We start from the raw sequence: 18936 nt of genomic DNA on the forward strand, positions 1-18936 counted from the left end.
ATGTTATAGGGATTTTCAACTAGAAAACCCTTATAGAGTGGGAGAGATTAAAATTATGAAAATACTTTATTATGATTGCTTTTCTGGAATAAGTGGGGATATGAATTTAGGTGCTTTAATAGATGCTGGAGTAGATAAGGATTATTTAACTTTTGAATTAGCAAAGCTTAATATAGATGGTTATGAGATTAATATTAAGAAGGATATAAAAAATGGCATTTCAGGGACTAAAGTAGACGTAGTTTTGAAAAATAATTCTGTATGTGCACATCATCATAGAAATTTAGAATATATAGAAAACATGATAAGTTCAAGTAGTCTAAGCTCTAGGGTTAGGGAAATAAGTAAGGGAATTTTTAAAAAAGTAGCACAAGCTGAAGCAAAGGTGCACAGTAAACCTATAAATGAGGTTCACTTTCATGAAGTTGGGGCAGTGGATTCTATAGTGGACATTGTTGGAGCTGCTATATGTTTTGATTATTTGGATGTGGATAAAGTGGAAGCTTCTAAGGTGGAAGTTGGTAGTGGGTTTGTAAAGTGTGCTCATGGTATATTACCTGTGCCAGCACCTGCTACAGCAGAGATATTAAAAAACGTTCCTATAGAATCTAAAGTGAATTTTGAAGCCACTACACCAACAGGTGCAGCTATTTTATCTTATCTATGTTCAAATTTTACTTCGGATAAGAATTTTAAAGTAACAAAAATAGGATATGGAATAGGAAGTAAGGATAATGATGATATTCCAAATGTTTTGAGAGTTTTTATAGGAGAACCTATATCTTATGAAAAGAATAACCATAAGAATTGTTATTGGAATAAAGATGAGAAAACTGAATATATATTAAATAGAAGAAACATGGATAAATCTAGCTTTAAAGATGAAGTAGGATGTATTAAAGAAGAAGCACAAGTTATAGAATGCAATATAGATGATATGAATCCTGAAAAATATCAATATATAATAGATAAATTGTTACAAATAGGAGCTTTAGATGCGTACTTGACTCCCATAATAATGAAGAAGGGAAGGCCGGCAGTAAAATTGAGCGCGCTTTATAAGGATGAAGCAGAAGAAGAGATTAGAGATATTATTTTAACAGAAACTACTACCTTGGGATTTAGAAAATATAAAGTAGAAAGGAATATGTTATATAGAGATTTTACAAAGGTAGTTACAAAGTATGGTCAAGTAAATGTAAAAAATGCTTATTACAAAGGCAAAAAAATAAAAAGCAAAATTGAATATGAGGATTGTAAAAAACTTGCTTTAAAAAATAAAATAAGTATAGATGAAATATATAGGGAGGTTATGTCTAAAACATTTAAATGAAAAAGTGTTTTAGATGAAAAATTGCAGGATAAAATGAATTGTGCAATATTGAGTGGGAATTATTGAATATTTGCATATAAAATTAATATAATATTGTTTTAGATTATATTAATTTTATTAAATGTTGTTATGCTAATAAATGCATCTAATGTTATTTTATTGACAAATAACTGCTAAAAGGTATAATTATGGTATGCGGTTTGAATAATTCATATTGTTTAATAGAGATTCATTTTTTTATATTATTGCGTATTTTCCCATAAATGAGAAGGAAATGGCTATTTTTTAAAGACGTATTTTTCATATTATTATTTATCAGGAGGAATGGCAGATGAAGGTAACTGGAATATTGGAAAAGGCAACTAAGAATGCATTAGCTAAAGCCGGTGTAGAATTGCTGAATAGAGACCCAGAAGAAAGCCTTGATAAGCTGTTTGCTTTGATTAAGAAAACAGTAAAAAAAGACGAAGAGAATTTAGCTAGAGTAGAAAGAGTTCAGGAATTATACGAAACTAATCAAGCAATTCATAAACTTGTTATAGGCATTATTAAAAATTCTAATAAAAAGTGTATGGATAAACTTTTTACCAATTTTTTCTCAAATGCAGTTTGGTATGGAATGCCAAAAAGAGAGCAGTTTTTTCAAGATACAGGTATAAAGACACCATTTACAATATTGATGAGTCCATCTATGAGATGTAATTTAAGGTGTATAGGATGTTATGCTTCAAGTTATAGTAAAGAGGATGATATTCCCAAAGAGGAAGTAGATAGAATTATTGGTGAAGCTAGAAAACTTGGAATTTATTATTTTATAATTCTTGGTGGAGAACCTTTTATAAATGACTATATGCTTGATATATACAAAAAATATAATGATTGTATATTTACACCATTTTCAAATGGCACCCTTTTTGATGAGAAATTAGCGGATAAGATAAAACAGCTGGGAAATGTAATTCCTATGTTTTCTGTGGAGGGTTTTGAAGAAGAGACAGATAAAAGAAGAGGAAAAGGTATATTTAAAAAAGTTATGCATGCAATGGATCTTTTGAAAGAACGAGGAGTTTTATTTGGAGTATCTACTGCAACCAGTAGGTATAACATAGATACAGTTACATCAAGTGAATTTATAGACATGCTTGTTGAAAAGGGAGCAAAAATGGGGTGGTATTTCTTATTTATGCCTGTAGGTAAAGAACCTGATGTAAATGTAATGCTTACTCCAGAGCAGAGAATACGCTTAGGAGAAAAAATAAGAGAAATAAGAAATACGAAGCCGTATTTTACTATTGATTTTTTTAATGATGCACCTTATGTTGGAGGATGTATTGCAGGAAAATACTATTGTCACATAAATTCCAAGGAAGAAGTGGAACCTTGTATATTTGCTCATTTTGCAGTAGATAATTTAAAAGGCAAAAAGCTTGTGGATGTATTTAAGTCAGATTTTTTTAAGGAATTAAGAAATAGACAACCATATAATAAGAATTTGCTATTGCCTTGTATGATGATTGACAATACTAATGAAATTAGGGAAATTGCTAAAAAGACAGGCGCAAAGCCTACAGACGAAGGTGCAAGAATGATGCTTGAAGATCTAGAATTTCAAAAACAACTTGATAAATTATCAAAGGAATACAAGCCTTATGCAGAAAAGGCTTGGAAAAAAGATTTTAATTCTGAAGGAAATTATAAAATGTCTAAAGGCTAAACCTTTAAAATATCCAGAGAGATTTATTCTCTGGATATTTTACTTTAATCAGAAATTTGTGATTAATCACTGAAGTTGAAAGATAATTGGTATTATTATAAAATATACATATTAGATTGAAATCAATAGGAGAATTTTTATGAAAAGATATATAAGGATAACATTGCTTCTAATAATGTTAGTAACGTTATGTTTAATGGTAGTTTCCTGTAATAAAAAACAGGATAGCGAAAATAATGAAAGAGTACTTAAAGGAAATATTAAAATTGTTACGGATGTAGAACATGGACCTCAATTTGAACTTGCAGCAGAGGCATTTGAAAAATTGCATAAGAAAGTTAATATAAATGTTATTACTGTAAAGGATACAGATAACAATGTTGAAGCGATATTTAATGGACCGCAGTATGAAGCAGACATAACTACAATAAATGATAGCAGTATAAAGCACATTATAATCAAAAATCCAGAAAAATTTTTAGATATGACAGATTCGGTAAAGGGATATAAAGATGAATTATTAACAAATAAGATTTATAACGATACTATAAAAGGTAAAATTTATGCTTTACCTTGGGACACTTACCCTAAAGCCTTGTTATATAGAAAAGATATATTTGATAAAGAAGGCATAGACGTAAATACGATTAAAAGCTGGAGTGATTATATAGAAGCAGGAAGGAAAATAAGTAAAGATACTGGAAAGATATTTATTGCAAATTCTTCAGAAGACAATAATGATATTTATCTACTGCTCTCAAATCAATTGGGAACATCTTATTTTAACCAATCTGGGAAATCAGATTTTAAATCGCAAAAGTGGGCTAGAGTTATCGAGATATCAAAGATCCTTTATGGAGAAGGACTTATACAAGAAATTTCTTCTAAAGACGAAGTTATAAACAAAGCACAGCTAAGCAAGATAGTATCCTTTATTGCAGATCCTACTTATGCTGTAACTTTAATGAACAAGTTTCCACAGTCTAAAGGTAAGTGGGGTGTAATGAAATTACCTGCCTTTGAAGATGGAGGTAATAGGGATGTGTCTTTAGGTGGAATTAATTTAGTTATAAATAAAAATACTTCTGAATCAAATTTGTCAGAGGAGTTTGTAAAATTTGCACTTACAGATGGAAAGCTTCAAATGGATTTATTAAATAAATATGGCAGATTCCCAGTTAGCACAGATGCTTACAATTTTGTAGATTTAAATAAAAACATAACGTATTTTGATAGTACAATATGGAATCTTTTTGGGAGTGTAGAACAAGGATCATTTAGTATAAATTATACAAAAAATTTTCCTGATATAAGAGAAAAAATAAGAGGAGTTTTAAATCAAACAAACATTAAAAGTGAAAATTATAAATCTATAATAGAAGGGTTGGAAGCAATTTTAAAATAATTACATGAAACGTTTACAAAATTAGCAAAATGATGTATAATATGAATATAGGGGATTAATCATAGGGATTTTTTAACATAAATAAAACCTTCTAACTAGGAGCGTCAGTAGTTAGAAGGTTTTATTTTATTAAAGGGTTTGGAAAGATTTACATGTCTAAAATTTTCTTATAAACTTCAATAGTTTTTTCAGAAGATTTTTCCCAAGAGTATTTTGATGATTGCTTTAAGGCTTTTGCACTTAACTCATTTCTTATATTTTCATCATTAAGTAATGCTTCCATGGAATACATAAGGCTTTTTAAATCAAATGGATCTATAAGTATACCACCATCTTCTACTATTTCAGGAATAGATGAAATACGTGAGGTTATTACAGGGGTACCACAGCTCATTGCTTCTAGAGGAGGTAGTCCAAAACCTTCATATAAAGATGGATATATAAATACATCACAGGCATTATAAAAAATAGGAAGCATATTTTCTTCTACAAATCCTGTAAACTTAATGTTATTATCTATATTCAAATCTGTACTCAAGTTTCTCAATTTACATAATTCATCTTTACTGGAACCTATAATAACTAAATCATAATTTTTATCCAAGTTTTTATGAATTTTAGAAAAAGCAGTAATTAGTGAAGATACGTTTTTTCTGGAGCTAAAACCACCTATATAGAGAATAAAAGAATTTTTTATGTTATATTTATCCTTTATGTTGTATTGGCATTTATCTTTTTCCAAAGGCTTATATTTTTTATCTGCAGCTAAAGGAGTTACGAATATTTTACTTTCATCTATAGGAAAGAATTTCAGAATATCTTTTTTTGAACAATTAGATACAGTTATTATTCCATCTGCCAGTTCAACAATATTAGGAAGCTCTTTTAAAAATTTTGACAAATATCCTTTACCTACAGTCTCAGGAAGTATATATGGTATTAAATCGTGAATGGTAACTACCTTTTTGCAGGTTATATTTTTTGATATGCCAATACCGTTTTGGGGAATGTGGTATATATCTATAGCTTCCTTTTTTAAGTTTTCTGGAAAATAATATTCTTCAAAGAATCTATGGTGTTTTTTAGAGCTCATTAATATTTTAGTATTTTTATATAAAAATTTTTCGTAATTGCTCCCGGACCAGTATATATTATAAAAATTCTCTGTATGCTTTTTAAGCATATATTTTAGGATTTTAGCTGTATAAGTGCCTATACCGGTACCTTTATACCAATTGATTCCTCTTCCGTCAATGGCAATTTTCATTGATTTTATACCTCCACAGTCTAGTAATTCTAAAATGGTTAAAGTGTTATATTATATAATATTAATACTAATATAAAAAGGTGAATACAAATTGTAGATGAATAATTAAGAGGACATTTCAATTTAGCACACACGGATATCTTTATTCATATACTACATATATAGTAATTTTTGGAGGAAAAGGCTTTTGGATATATTAGAAGTAAAAAAATATGTTGAAGATGCTTATGATCTCCATATTGAATTTATAGAAAAAGTTAAAAGTATATATAAGGTTCATACAAAATACAATAAATATTGCTTAAAGGTAATAAATTACGATTTTGGACATTTCTTATTTATAATTTCTGCCATAAAGCATCTCCAAAATAAAAGTTTTAAAAGCATACCTGAAATAATTAAAACTAAGCAGGGAAAAGATTATGTAGAAATAGAAGGGGGTCATGCCTATTTATGTAGATGGGTTGATTCTAGACAGTGTAATTTTGAAAATCCGTTGGATGTTTTAGTTGCAACTTCTAAATTAGCAGAACTTCATAAAAAAAGTTGTAATTTTAAGGTGCTAAAAAATATGAATCCTAGGATAGGATGGTTTAAATGGATAGATACTTTTAAAACTAGAGAAAGCGAAATATTAGATTTTAAAAAAAGAATATTAAAAAAAGACCATAAGGAAGAATTTGATATATTGTATCTAAATTCTATGGAAAAGGAAATAAGTATTGCAGAAAAGTCTATAAAAGATTTAAAAAAAACCAGGTATTTGGATGAAATGAAACAAGAAATCTTGAATAATGGATTTTGTCATCATGATTATGCCAACCATAATATTTTAATAGATACTGAAGGAGAAATAAATATTATAGATTTTGATTACTGTATATTAGATACTCATCTTCATGATTTGGCTAGCTTGCTTATAAGAAGGATGAAAAACGGCAAATGGAATATGAATAATGCGTCTTTTATAGTTGATGCATATAGTACTATAAATGTTGTAAAAACAGAGCATATACCTATTATGTCAGCTTTTATGGAGTTCCCTCAAGGGTATTGGCAGCTCGGAATACAGTATTATTGGGAAAAACAGCCTTGGGGAGAAGAGGCATTTATAAAAAAGTTAAAGAGAATTTTAGGTGACACAAGAGAAAGACTAGAATTCATAGATGAGTTTAAGAAGAGCAAATATAATTAAGATTTTAAAAGGAGGAACATCTAATGTCACATAAGAAGTCTCATAAGAAGTCTCATAATAAAAATATAGATGAATTTGAAAATAAGGATTTAGGATATTATGAAAGTAAAGTGGATAGTTTAAAGAAAACTGTAAAACAGCTAGAAAAAATGAATAAAAGAAAAAAGGAAGTTATGAAATTAGAGAAAAAGAGGAAAAAGATGTTAAAGGAAATGAAAAAAATGCATAGATAGGGCAATCTCACAGGCAAAACAAAGAGGTGGTTTAAAAGTGTACTTTGAGGATGTTGAATCATGCTTTGTTAATTATTTAGAATCGAAAAAAATATTTAAAGTAAAAGAATTTGATAATACAATAAAGTACAAGGATATATCTATAGATAACATAAAAGAACAAATGTTTATAATTAGTGAATTTCATAGAAGAACTTTAAAATACAGTGGTATTATGAATAAACGACTATATAACAATATAGGAAAGGAAGTAGAACAGTATAGAGTTTATACGAAGAAATTGAAAAAATATTTAGATAGAGTAGAGAAGTTACAAAACAAGACTATATTTCAGGAAAAACTAAATCAAATAGGAAAAAAATATTTAATAAGAGCAGAAAGCTGTATGGATAACCTGGATAAAAACAGTTATACAGATTTAATAATTAGAAGCATGAAAAGGGTGGAAATGTGTCTCAGAAACACATATTTTAATAATCTGAGGAAAAAAAGAGATATAGAAGTTATAGATATACAAGGATGCTGCTATAACATGGTAGAGATGGATGCAGTATATTTTTTAAACAGAATAAAAAGGAAAGGCATAAATGCAGACTTTTATGAAATTATAATGGAATTTTGTAAGTACGAACATTTAAAAAGTAGTAGTGTGCAGTTTATTTTGTCAATGATTTCTTATCCTAATGAGGTTATGAAATGCTGCAGCAAATATATATATGGTACAAAAAATTGGACAGAAGAAGAATATGTACTTAAACTAAATAAAGCCATGAATGAAGATGGAGAGAGTCTAATTAAATTTTAGATGGTAAGGGGGAGGCAGAATTGGTAGACAGATATGGTGAAAAAAAATATTTAACCAAGTATGATTTGTGTACAAAGCTTTTTGATAGATTTGATTTAAAAGTATATGATGTTGTACCGGTTAGAAGTGTATATATGATTTCCACAGACAAAGGGGAAAAAATTTTAAAAAAGGTAGATTATACCCTAGATGAGCTGAAGTTTATATATAATGTTTTAAATTATGTGAGAACAAAATTTCCTAGAATAATAAATTTTGTGAAGAATAAAGCAGGAGAAATATATACTATTTGGGATGGAGATATGTACTGTATAATGGATACAGTAAATGGAACGGAATGTAACTTTAGCAATCCTATAGAACTGAATATTGCAGCAGAAGGCTTAGGTGAATTTCATCTTGCTTCTGAAGGATTTAAGACAGGTATATATAACAAGAGTAATAATGGAAAATTGATTGATTCTTTTAAGAGAAGAATTCAGGAAATGGAATTTTTTAAAAATATAGCAAATATTCATGAGAAAAAGACAGAGTTTGATGAAATATTTATAAAAAATTGGAGTTACTATATAGAGGAAATAGAAAAAAGCATAATATTACTTCAACAATCTCATTATTATAAATTGTGTAGTGAAGAGGATAAAGTAGTAGTATGCCACCATGATTTAGCGTATCATAATATATTAATAAATGAAAATCAAGCGTATTTTATAGATTTTGATTATGCCATCATAGACCTTAAAGTTCATGATCTTTGTAACTTCATAAACAAAGTTATTAAAAATTTTGCCTTTGACATAGATAAAACTAATTCTATAATAAATAGCTATTGCAATAAAAATAATTTAAGTCGTAGGGAACTTGAGGTACTATATGCTATGCTAGATTTCCCTAATGATTTTTACACTATAGCAAGAGATTATTATAGTAAGCGTAAGGAGTGGGAAGAAGAAGTATTTTTAGATAGATTGAAGAGGAAAACTAGATATAAAGAAGATAGAAAAGAATTTTTACAGGAATTTAGAGATAAAATCCTAAATTAGGTGAATAATATATTAAAAAAATAAATAAAGTATGTAAGAAACCGCATATATCCTTAGAATCTATGTATTTCAAAGATATATGCGGTTTCTTACAATTTTAAATTGATTATTTTCTCAGAATTTTGTTGTATGCATCCAAGGTATTTTGGGTAGTTTTCCCCCAACTTAGTTCAGAAGCTCTTTTCATACCTGAGGATATTAATTTAGTTCTAAGGTTGTTATCTGAAAGTACGGTTAACATGGATTCATATAAATTAGTTTGGTCTGTAGGGTCTACGAGAAGAGCACCATTTTCAACTACTTCAGGAAGGGAAGTTGTATTTGATACTATTACAGGTATTCCACAGGCCATAGCCTCTATTGGAGGAAGACCAAATCCCTCGTAAAAAGAAGGATATACAAATAATTCAGCCCCATTATATATATATGGAAGATGATCCATAGATATAAACCCTGGGAATATAACTTTGTCCGATATATTTAATTCTTCAGCACGATTCTTATATATGCTGTAGGATATTCCTTTGTTACCGGCGATAACCAAGTTTAAAGGACTTTTATATGAAGATACTAATTTACTAAAGCTTTCTATAAGCCCGAGTATATTTTTCCTTGGGCTAAATCCACCTACGTATAGTATATAATCTCCAGTTATAGAGTAATATCTTTTAGCAACATATTTGCTTATTCTTTTATCCAGGGGTTTATATATCTCTTCACTGGCTAGAGGGGTGACATATATTTTGTCTTCTGGGAAATCAAAGGCCTTCATGATGTCTTTTTTAGAAAAATTTGAAACCGTAATAATCCCATCACACTGGGGTATTGCTTTAGGTATATAGTCTGAAAAAACTTTGAGATATCTATCACTTACGGTTGAAGGCATTCTATAGGGAATTACATCGTGAAGTGTTATGACAAATTTACAATTTTTATGAATTGGAAGTCCAACTCCATTTTGAGGAACATGATACAATTGTATATTAGTATCTTTTATTGTATTCGGTACATTGACTTCTTGCCAAAAATTGTGATTATTGTCTTGAGGGAGCGTGTCTAGTCTAAAGTTTTTTTTAAAATTTATATTGTCTCTAAATCCCTCCGGCATGAAAAGTAAATAATTATTTATATTATCAATATTATTTAAACAATTTAGTAGTTGGTAAGTATAAGTACCTATACCAGTACCTCTATACCATTTTGCGGCACGTCCATCAATGCCTATTTTCATAAAGTTATTCCTCTCTAAATTAGTATATTTCATTATATTAAAATAAAGGTCAAAATGTTAATATTCTTCTAAATTAATTTAGGACCTCATATAAATATATAGGGGTGATTAACATGATGCGAGAATTTGAAATAGAAAGACAATTTGATGTAAAAATTGAAAATATAAAACCAAGCAAAGGAGTATATCTTCTAAAAACAGACAAAGGAATGAAGTGCTTAAAGAAGGTAAACTATGGGACTCAAAAACTTCTGTTTGTTTATGGAGCAAAGGAGCATCTTATAAAAAATGGGTTTCCATATGTAGATAAGTATTGCAATAATGTAGATGGAAATCCATATGCACTTGTAAATGAAGATATATATACTCTTTCCGAATGGATTAGCGGCAGAGAATGTGATTTTAAAAATAGAGATGATGTCATAAATGCCTCTAAGTGCCTGGCAAGTTTACATGTAGCTTCCAAGGGATATGAGCCGCCGGAAAACAGCAAATTGAAGACAGATCTTGGTAGGTGGCACCACCTTATGGAAAAAAGGGTTAAAGCTCTTGATAAAATGAGAGATATGGGTAGGAAAAAAAGCAACAAGGGAGATTTTGATTTAAATTATACTAAAGAAGTTCAGTTTTATAAAGATTTTGGAAGAAAGGCCATAGAGGTATTGAATGATTCTAAATATGATGAATTATGTGACATTACAGAAAAAGAAGAAGGATTTTGTCATCACGATTTTACCTATCACAATATAGTAATTGACAATAATAATAAAGTAAATGTAATAGACTTCGACTATTGTAAAAGGGAAGTTAGGGCTTATGATATTTCGTCTTTTATGGGTAAGGTTTTAAAAAGATCCGACTGGGATATAGCTAATGCAGAGCTTATAATTAATTCATATAATGAAGTTAGCCCTATTAAAGAAGAAGAATACAGGGTAATATTTGCTTTTTTGCTATTTCCTCAAAGATTTTGGAGGTTGGCTAATAGATACTACTATAACGAAGTTAATTGGCCTTTAAAGACTTATAATAATAAACTTCAGGAATTAATTTCTGAGCAGGGTAAATATATTGATTTTATTGAGAAATTTAAAAAAATATATAACCAGAAGTAAAATTATCAAAGAAGGCTAGGAGCTATACCTGGAATTTTAAATTAAATCCGGTATAGTCCTTATTTTTTGCACTTAAAATGTATTGTATTCATAATATATATCATGACTTTTTATATGGGGATGTATGAAAATATGAAAATAGGAGATGTAGTGGTAAGGAAATCTTACGATAGAGATATAACTTTTAAAATAATAGATGTGAAGGAAGAAGCAGAAGGAAAACTATATATTCTAAAGGGAATAAATTTGAGAATAATTGCAGATTCAGCTGAAGATGATTTAGAACCTGTATCTGAAGATTCTCTTACAGAAAGTGAAAAGATATTTAGTAGACAAGTTAATAGATCTATTAAAGACATTTTAGCAAGTAGGGGAGGGTTCAGACAAGAATATAATATAACAAAATTTTTATCACATAAATCAGGTAAAGAATTGACGTTTGGAAGACCAGGAAAGATACTTCATATAGATGGAGATTCGGAATATTTAGATGTATGTCTTAAAGTATATAAGCAGCTTTTGTTAGACGTAGTTGGGAAGAATATACCAGAGAAAGATCAACCTGGTCAGGTAGTAGAGTTAGCCAGGGAAATTAAGCCTGATATAGTTGTGATTACAGGACATGATGCTATAGTTAAAGGTACTAAGGACTATACAGATTTAAACAACTACAAAAATTCCAAGTATTTTGTGAAAACAGTATCCGAGCTCAGAAATTACAAATCTAACTATGATGATTTAGTAATATTTGCAGGGGCATGCCAGTCCTGCTACGAGAAAATTTTAGATTCAGGAGCTAATTTTGCGAGCTCACCTAGTAGAGTACTTATTCATTGTTTGGACCCAGTATTTTTGTGCGAAAAAATAGCGTATACCAATATAGAAAAAGTTGTATCCATTCAAGAGGCATTAGAAAATACTATAACAAGAACTAATGGCATTGGAGGATTACAAACAAGAGGAAAGTATAGAGAAGGATTTCCCAAATCACTCTATGTATAAAAATCATAAAAATAGTAAATATTATTGTATATATGAGTGACTTAAAGAAATAACAATATAAAATGCTATAAATAGAAGTATCCTGGTTCTGTTTACAAAAAATTAATATTGACAAAGCGATTTATTAACTGATATACTAAAAAGTTTAATTGACATAATAGCGGATAGGGAGTATAATATAAAATGTTGAAAGAGGGTGTTTGGAATGATAGAAGGATCTAATGTATTAGCTTCTATAAGAAAAAATATTGAAAATCATGTGGGAGATAAGGTAACCCTAAAAGCAAATGGAGGTAGGAGAAAAGTTTTTGTTAATAAGGGAACGATAGAAAAAGCTTATCCTAGTATATTTGTGATTAGATTAGAAAGTGACACCCAAAGGAAAGTGACATATAGCTATTCAGATGTTTTAACTAAGACAGTTCAATTAGTTTTCCCAGTATAAAACGGCGTAAATTGGTATTAAATAACCGATTTATTTTTGCAATATTAATCAAGTCAAATTACAGGAACCACTACCTTTACTCTTTTCTAAGTGGTAATTAGTAGAATTAAGGATAGTATATAGAATAATAATTTTAAATAATTATCATTCTATATACTATTTTTAATTCTATAGGGTAAGAAGAAAGATGGCTAATTCCATCTTTCAACTATGGTATAAAAGGGTATTGAGAATTTATGAGAGGTTATATGGTTAACAACCAATTTAATATTACGTCAAAATTCTTTAAATGTCAATATTAATAGACAGCATAAAAATCTTTACAATAGTAGCATATTTTTTACCTCAAATTTATATAAATAAATAGTAGGTTTTTATGGGGGAGGTAATAAATATGAGCATAGATTTTATTAAAGAAAATATAGAATGTGAACAATTACTAGCCGAAGATTTTTCGGATACTGTTATAAAAGCAGAATATGTAATACCTGATACAAATCCGGATGTTAAAGAAATTCTAATTCTTAATGCAAAACCAAGTATAACTAATAAAGAAGTGATGCAGGATAAAGTATTTGTAGAGGGGAAAATAGAATATACTTTGCTTTACTTAGCAGAAGAAAGCGAAAACATGGGTATTTACAGTGTCAATTATACAGGAACATTTTCCAATTATGTGGAGGTACCCGGCACAGAACATATGATGTTATGTGATTCAGATTGTTATGTGGAACATATGAATTGTACTATAGCAAATGAGAGAAAAATAGCTATTGAAGGAATTATAAAATTAAAGGCAGAAGTGTATAAAAAGTATGAATTTGAGGTTATAAAGGATGTAACTGGATCTGAGGACATACAGATGTTAAAAAATCCTGCTACTGTAGATAAAATAGTGGGTACAGTTTCAGGAGACTTAGTTGCTAAAACTGAAATTCAGATATCTGTGGACAAACCGCAGATTGGAAGTGTACTAGAATATAATATAAATGTTCATAAAAAAGATATAAAGGTGTTAGAAGATAGAATTTCTGTAGAAGCTTATGTGCTTATTAGAATGCTCTATAGAGGAAAGGATACAAGAGACATTGTATGCATAGAAAAAGATGTGTTTGTAAATAAGGAACTTCCAATGCAGGGAGTTAATCCTTCTATGGAAAGTCATACTGATTTTAACATTGATGAAGTAGAACATACTATGCGAGAAGATGACTTAGGAGAAAACAGAATAGTTGAGCTAGAAGTACTTGTTAAATCCAATACTAAGGTTATGTATAAAGAAGATATGGATATAATAGAAGATGCATATTCTCCATCTTCCCTTATGCAAATGGAAAAAGAAGATTATGAATTGAATGTCATGCATGGACAAAATACTACTCAAAGTATGGTTAAATCCAATATAGAAATAAATGAAGGAATTAAACCTACAGAAGTAATTATGTGTTATGGAGATGTGTGCATAACTGATAAGAAAATAGTAGAAGATAAGGTTATTGTAGAAGGAGTTTTAAATGCCAAGATACTATATAAAGATTCAGAAAATCAAATAAGAAGGTCTAAAGAGGAGATACCTTTTAACTGCAGTGTGGATATACCTGAAAGTAAAATTGATATGCAGTGTATAGCAAAAGTGTCTTTAGAAAGTATAGAGGGAGAAATAGAAGTAGACACCATAGCAATAAAAGCAGTTATAGAGGTTTATGCTCGAGTAAACTATATTACGCATAAGGAGTTTTTAGTAAATATAGATACCTTAGAAGGAGAGTTCCCGGATAAAAAATCCAGCTTAACAATATATGTAGTCCAGCAAGGGGACACCCTGTGGAAGATAGCTAAAAAGTATTATACTACAGTGGAAAACTTAGTGAAACTAAACAGTATAGAAGATCCCGATGTTATAAAAGCTGGAGAAAAGCTTATTATACCAGGAAGAGCCGTTATATAATTTAAAAACTTTGCGAAGCAAAGTTTTAATTAATAGTTAAGAATGAAGAATTAATAGTTAATGTAGACTTTTTTCCGTTACACTACAAAAAATCTTTAATTAAGTTTTTGAAGGCCCGTTTTGCTAAAGTAAAACATTACTAAGCACTGACTTATATAAATTTAAAGATTTTTTGCGACAGCTAAAAATTATACTTCACTATTAATTCTTAACTTGCGAAGCTTTGCTTCGCATTATTTTTGTATTAAGTCAAAGTTCCGTATAGGTGAAAGCTAAGTTAAAAATAAATAATTTAATTTACATGCTTCAGTAGTAAAGTGCTGAAGTTTTTTGCCTTACGCATAATAATTAAAAATATGGAAAAGATATAGGATATCCACAGGAGAAGGTGTATAAGTTTGAAAGAAAAAGTAGAGGAAAAGTTGATAATAATAGGAGGGGCAGAGGATAAAAAAGGTGATAAAAAAATATTAAAAGAAGTTTGTGGGATATTGGAAAAAAGTAAAGATATACTTGTAATTGCAACTATTGCTTCTGAAATTCCAGAGGAATTAGGATATGAGTATCAGAAAATATTCGAAGAATTAGGTATAAAGAATATAAGAATATTAAATATTAAAGATAGAAAGGATGCATTTAATATAAGCAATATAACTGTAATAGAAGATGCTTCCATGATATTTTTTACTGGAGGTGACCAGCTTAGAATAACCAGTTTAATAGGAGGAACACCACTGTATTCTAAAATCCAAGAGCTATATAAAAATGGATGTACTTTTGTGGGAACTTCCGCAGGTGCTTCTGTTATGAGTGATACTATGATAGTAACAGGTCCTGATGAGGAGTCTCCTAAAAAGTGTACTCTAAAAATGGCTCCGGGACTTGGATTTATAAAAGGGGTTATTATAGACCAACATTTTGCACAGAGAGGCAGGATAGGGAGACTGCTTGTAGGAATAGCAGAGAATCCTCAAAGTTTAGGCATAGGAATCGATGAGGACACAGCCATTATAGTCAAGGAAAATGGGGAATTTACAGTAGTTGGTTCTGGAGCAGTATATGTAATAGATGGTTCTAATATAACTTACAGTAATGTTTCAGAACAACATCCAGATGAAGTGTTATCCATGTTTGATGTAAAATTGCATGTTCTTAAATGTGGAGATAATTTTAATTTACTAAATAAATCAGCCTATAATATCTAGTAAATTTTGATTTTTGTCACTACTAATGAAATAATAAAAACCAATAAAAGGTCAAATAGATATAAAGGGAGGAGTCCGAATAGACCGTTAAATCAGCAAATAGGGCATTCGAAAGGAAATAACAATGCCTAACGTAAAGATAAGTGCTGATGATACCGTTATAGTTAAACGGGATTTTAAGCCCTTGGAGTATCGGACCAAACGAAAGTAGCAAATAAGCAAAATCGGATACTATGAATAGGGAAGTAAGCAGAGTCTTTAAATGAATTTAAAAGTTCTATGCTTGCATAACGGGCAATATATACGAAGATGAGAATAGATAATTTTAGAATTTTTCAGGGAAGAAATATATTTGCTCATAAAAAATGCATAAAAATGTCTGTAGATTTAGAAGGGTACAGCGAAATCCCTACTAAAGACATATCTGGGTTTAATCACAAATTGTTAAAGATCATACCTGAGTTAAATGAACACAGGTGTGGAATTGACGAAGAACATGGTTTTAGAAAAAGATTAGAAGAGGGCACTTACTTAGCTCATGTATGCGAACATATTATACTTTCCATTGAAAATAATTTAGGAGTAGATGCTTGCTATGGAAAAGCTAGGGAAATAAGTGGTGACAAATATTATATAATATATGAGTATTTATATAAAAATACAGGAGTAGCAGCGGGAAAGATAGCTGTAAATTTAATAAATTCTCTTATAAAAGGAACATATTATAATTTCAATGAAGCTATAGAAAATCTAAAGAAAGTATTAAAACGAGAAGAAATAGGATCAAGTACTTTAGCTGTAATATCAGAAGCTAAAAAGAGAGGAATACCTGTAACTAGAATTGGAGACAATAGTATATTTCAATTGGGATATGGAAAGCATAGTAAAATTATAGAAGCCACCATATCATATAATACAAAAGCTGTAGCTGTAGATATATCCTGTGACAAAATATTGACTAAAGAAATACTTAAAAATCAATGTCTTCCCGTAGCAGAAGGCGGAATTGTAAGAAGCCCTTTAGAGTTGCTTATAGAAGCTAAAGAGATAGGATATCCTATAGTTTTAAAACCCTGTTATGGTAATCAAGGAAAAGGTGTATTTATAAATATAAAAAGTGAAAAGGAAGCTATAAATGCTTATCATATATTATCAAAAAAATATGATAACATAATGATAGAAAAAAATATAACGGGAAAAGATTTTAGGATATGTGTGATAAATGGAAAAGTAATAGCTGTTTCGGAAAAAATACCTCCCTACGTTGTAGGAGATGGAGTAAGCACTGTAGTTGAATTAATAAAAAATGTAAATAAAGACACAGCGCGAGGGGATGGACATGAGAAGCCTTTGACTACAATAAAAATAGATGAAGAATTAAGGTCTTGTGTAAGTAAACACAGCTATAAGTTAGATAGTATATTACCTAAAGGTAAAAAGTTGATAATAAGAGAAAATGGAAATTTATCTACAGGAGGGAAGGCAGTAGATTGCACTGATATAATATGTCAAGATAACATAAATATTTGTGAAAGAGCAGCAAAGGCTATAGGACTTGATGTGTGTGGTATAGATATATGCTGTGAAGACATAGGTAAACCTATAGACAAAAGTGGAGGTGCTATATTAGAAGTTAATGCAGCACCAGGTATTAGAATGCACCATTATCCTAGCCAAGGTAAGAGCAGAAATGTAGCAAGTGCTATAGTAGATATGATGTTTGATAAATATAAGCCAATACCTGTAGTTTCAGTTACGGGAACTAATGGGAAAACTACAACTACAAGACTTATAGCACATATTTTAGAAAAGTCTGGATATAATGTTGGAATGACTACTACAGGTGGAATATATGTAAATAATAAGTGTATATGTAAAGGTGATACTACAGGATATTATAGTGCTAAAACGATTCTGGCAAATAGGGATGTAGAGGCAGCAGTGCTAGAAACGGCAAGAGGTGGCATAATAAAAAGGGGTCTTGCTTATGACCTGGCAGATGTAGCAGTTATAACTAATATAACTGAAGATCATCTAGGTATAGATGGAATACATACCATGAAGGATTTAGCTTATGTGAAATCTCTTGTAGGAGAAGCTGTAAAAAAAGATGGGTATGTAGTCTTAAATGCAGATGACTTAGTAAGTATAAGTATAATTAATAGAATAAAAAGTACTATAATTATGTTTTCGAAAAATAAGGATAATCCAGTTTTGAGAAAAAACATAAATAGTGGAGGGTATGGAGTATATATTAAAGATAATATTATGTATGTAGAAAAAACAGAAAAAATAGTACCTATTGCTAAAGTGGAAGATATAAGAATATCATTAGATGGAAAATTAACCTATAATGTAGAAAATGCTATGGCTGCTTGTGCGGCTGCAGTAGGGCTTAATATAGACTATTCTATTATAAGGAAAGGGTTTAAAACCTTTTATGGAGATTTTTCTTTTAACCCCGGTAGGTTTAATATGTATGATTTAAATGGGATAAAAGTAGTTTTAGATTATGGACACAATATAGAAGGTTATAAAGCTGTTATAAGAGGTGCTAAAAATTTAAAATATAATAGATTAGTTGGAGTAATTGGAGTACCAGGTGATAGAACAGATGAGAGTGTTGAAAAAATAGGAAGTATTGTGGGAAAGAACTTTGATTATGTATACATTAAAGAAGATAAAGATAGAAGAGGTAGAGAAATTGGAGCTATAGCAAAAATACTAAAGGTAGGCGTCACGAAGTCAGGCTTTGACATGAACAAGGTAGAAGTTATTTTAGATGAAAAAGAGGCATTAGAAAAAGCAATAGATACTGCAAAACAAGGAGATCTCATAATAATATTCTTTGAAGAAATAGATCCTCTAATAAAGCTGTTAAATCAGAAGCTAAATAAAGAAAAATCAAATTTAAATTCACTAGCTATGATATAGGAAAAAGCTATACTTTTAAATTTTAAAAGTATAGCTTTAATTTTAAAATAGTATTATACTA

General features: G+C 29.6%; 15 protein-coding genes. 13 read left to right on the forward strand and 2 right to left on the reverse strand.

Annotated elements, in window-relative coordinates; translation table 11 throughout:
- Nucleotides 1-55 precede the first annotated feature (55 nt).
- From larC to CLJU_RS00965, 3 genes are all read left to right on the forward strand, one after another.
- Nucleotides 56-1333 (forward strand): nickel pincer cofactor biosynthesis protein LarC, encoded by a 1278-nt coding sequence (gene larC, locus CLJU_RS00955; RefSeq protein ID WP_013236886.1) that lies wholly within the window; start codon nucleotides 56-58, stop codon nucleotides 1331-1333.
- A gap of 331 nt (nucleotides 1334-1664) precedes the next feature.
- A complete protein-coding gene (locus tag CLJU_RS00960; protein WP_013236887.1) occupies nucleotides 1665-3047 on the forward strand; it encodes a radical SAM/SPASM domain-containing protein in 1383 nt (460 codons plus the stop codon).
- A gap of 139 nt (nucleotides 3048-3186) precedes the next feature.
- Complete coding sequence (locus tag CLJU_RS00965) at nucleotides 3187-4452, forward strand: ABC transporter substrate-binding protein (RefSeq protein WP_013236888.1); 1266 nt, start codon at nucleotides 3187-3189, stop codon at nucleotides 4450-4452.
- 148 nt (nucleotides 4453-4600) lie between these two features.
- Here CLJU_RS00965 and CLJU_RS00970 read toward each other — a convergent pair whose 3' ends face one another.
- Nucleotides 4601-5719 carry a glycosyltransferase family 4 protein gene (locus CLJU_RS00970; RefSeq protein ID WP_013236889.1) on the reverse strand — a complete coding sequence of 373 codons (1119 nt, stop codon included), beginning with the start codon at nucleotides 5717-5719 and terminating at the stop codon, nucleotides 4601-4603.
- Nucleotides 5720-5906: 187 nt separating this feature from the next.
- Here CLJU_RS00970 and CLJU_RS00975 point away from each other — a divergent pair, with 187 nt between their 5' ends.
- From CLJU_RS00975 to CLJU_RS00990, 4 genes are read left to right on the forward strand one after another with little or no spacing between them, the layout of a single operon-like run.
- Nucleotides 5907-6914, forward strand: a complete 1008-nt coding sequence (locus CLJU_RS00975; RefSeq protein WP_013236890.1) for a CotS family spore coat protein — start codon at nucleotides 5907-5909, stop codon at nucleotides 6912-6914.
- A gap of 23 nt (nucleotides 6915-6937) precedes the next feature.
- Nucleotides 6938-7147 (forward strand): hypothetical protein, encoded by a 210-nt coding sequence (locus tag CLJU_RS00980; protein WP_013236891.1) that lies wholly within the window; start codon nucleotides 6938-6940, stop codon nucleotides 7145-7147.
- Between the two features lie 37 nt (nucleotides 7148-7184).
- Entirely contained in the window at nucleotides 7185-7952 is a 768-nt protein-coding gene (locus tag CLJU_RS00985) for a spore coat protein (RefSeq protein ID WP_013236892.1), read from the forward strand.
- Nucleotides 7953-7972: 20 nt separating this feature from the next.
- A complete protein-coding gene (locus CLJU_RS00990; RefSeq protein ID WP_013236893.1) occupies nucleotides 7973-8995 on the forward strand; it encodes a CotS family spore coat protein in 1023 nt (340 codons plus the stop codon).
- 106 nt (nucleotides 8996-9101) lie between these two features.
- On the opposite strand, the gene CLJU_RS00995 is transcribed toward CLJU_RS00990, so the two are convergent.
- On the reverse strand, nucleotides 9102-10226 hold the full coding sequence (locus CLJU_RS00995; protein ID WP_013236894.1) for a glycosyltransferase family 4 protein: 1125 nt from the start codon (nucleotides 10224-10226) through the stop codon (nucleotides 9102-9104).
- Nucleotides 10227-10339: 113 nt separating this feature from the next.
- Here CLJU_RS00995 and CLJU_RS01000 point away from each other — a divergent pair, with 113 nt between their 5' ends.
- The 6 genes from CLJU_RS01000 (at nucleotide 10340) to cphA (ending at nucleotide 18875) form a co-directional block, all read left to right on the forward strand.
- On the forward strand, nucleotides 10340-11341 hold the full coding sequence (locus tag CLJU_RS01000; RefSeq protein WP_013236895.1) for a CotS family spore coat protein: 1002 nt from the start codon (nucleotides 10340-10342) through the stop codon (nucleotides 11339-11341).
- Nucleotides 11342-11473: 132 nt separating this feature from the next.
- Nucleotides 11474-12343 (forward strand): sporulation peptidase YabG, encoded by an 870-nt coding sequence (yabG, locus tag CLJU_RS01005; RefSeq protein ID WP_013236896.1) that lies wholly within the window; start codon nucleotides 11474-11476, stop codon nucleotides 12341-12343.
- A gap of 208 nt (nucleotides 12344-12551) precedes the next feature.
- Nucleotides 12552-12788 (forward strand): Veg family protein, encoded by a 237-nt coding sequence (locus CLJU_RS01010; protein WP_029170030.1) that lies wholly within the window; start codon nucleotides 12552-12554, stop codon nucleotides 12786-12788.
- A gap of 394 nt (nucleotides 12789-13182) precedes the next feature.
- Nucleotides 13183-14736 carry a DUF3794 and LysM peptidoglycan-binding domain-containing protein gene (locus CLJU_RS01015; protein ID WP_013236898.1) on the forward strand — a complete coding sequence of 518 codons (1554 nt, stop codon included), beginning with the start codon at nucleotides 13183-13185 and terminating at the stop codon, nucleotides 14734-14736.
- A gap of 398 nt (nucleotides 14737-15134) precedes the next feature.
- Nucleotides 15135-15941: a cyanophycinase gene (locus tag CLJU_RS01020; protein WP_013236899.1), complete on the forward strand. Its 807-nt coding sequence runs from the start codon at nucleotides 15135-15137 to the stop codon at nucleotides 15939-15941.
- Nucleotides 15942-16250: 309 nt separating this feature from the next.
- Nucleotides 16251-18875, forward strand: coding sequence for a cyanophycin synthetase (cphA, locus tag CLJU_RS01025; protein WP_013236900.1), 2625 nt, complete (start codon nucleotides 16251-16253; stop codon nucleotides 18873-18875).
- The last annotated feature ends 61 nt before the right edge of the window (nucleotides 18876-18936 follow it).

Origin of the sequence: Clostridium ljungdahlii DSM 13528 (genome assembly GCF_000143685.1) — a bacterium.
Classification (GTDB): domain Bacteria; phylum Bacillota; class Clostridia; order Clostridiales; family Clostridiaceae; genus Clostridium_B; species Clostridium_B ljungdahlii.

Coding starts and splice junctions, on each gene's coding strand:
- CLJU_RS00995 (WP_013236894.1), bottom strand. CDS start 10,226: ATGAAAATAGGCATTGATGGACGTGCCGCAAAATGGTATAGAGGTACT.
- CLJU_RS01000 (WP_013236895.1), top strand. CDS start 10,340: ATGATGCGAGAATTTGAAATAGAAAGACAATTTGATGTAAAAATTGAA.
- CLJU_RS00980 (WP_013236891.1), top strand. CDS start 6,938: ATGTCACATAAGAAGTCTCATAAGAAGTCTCATAATAAAAATATAGAT.
- CLJU_RS00960 (WP_013236887.1), top strand. CDS start 1,665: ATGAAGGTAACTGGAATATTGGAAAAGGCAACTAAGAATGCATTAGCT.
- CLJU_RS00965 (WP_013236888.1), top strand. CDS start 3,187: ATGAAAAGATATATAAGGATAACATTGCTTCTAATAATGTTAGTAACG.
- CLJU_RS00970 (WP_013236889.1), bottom strand. CDS start 5,719: ATGAAAATTGCCATTGACGGAAGAGGAATCAATTGGTATAAAGGTACC.
- CLJU_RS01015 (WP_013236898.1), top strand. CDS start 13,183: ATGAGCATAGATTTTATTAAAGAAAATATAGAATGTGAACAATTACTA.
- cphA (WP_013236900.1), top strand. CDS start 16,251: ATGAGAATAGATAATTTTAGAATTTTTCAGGGAAGAAATATATTTGCT.
- larC (WP_013236886.1), top strand. CDS start 56: ATGAAAATACTTTATTATGATTGCTTTTCTGGAATAAGTGGGGATATG.
- yabG (WP_013236896.1), top strand. CDS start 11,474: ATGAAAATAGGAGATGTAGTGGTAAGGAAATCTTACGATAGAGATATA.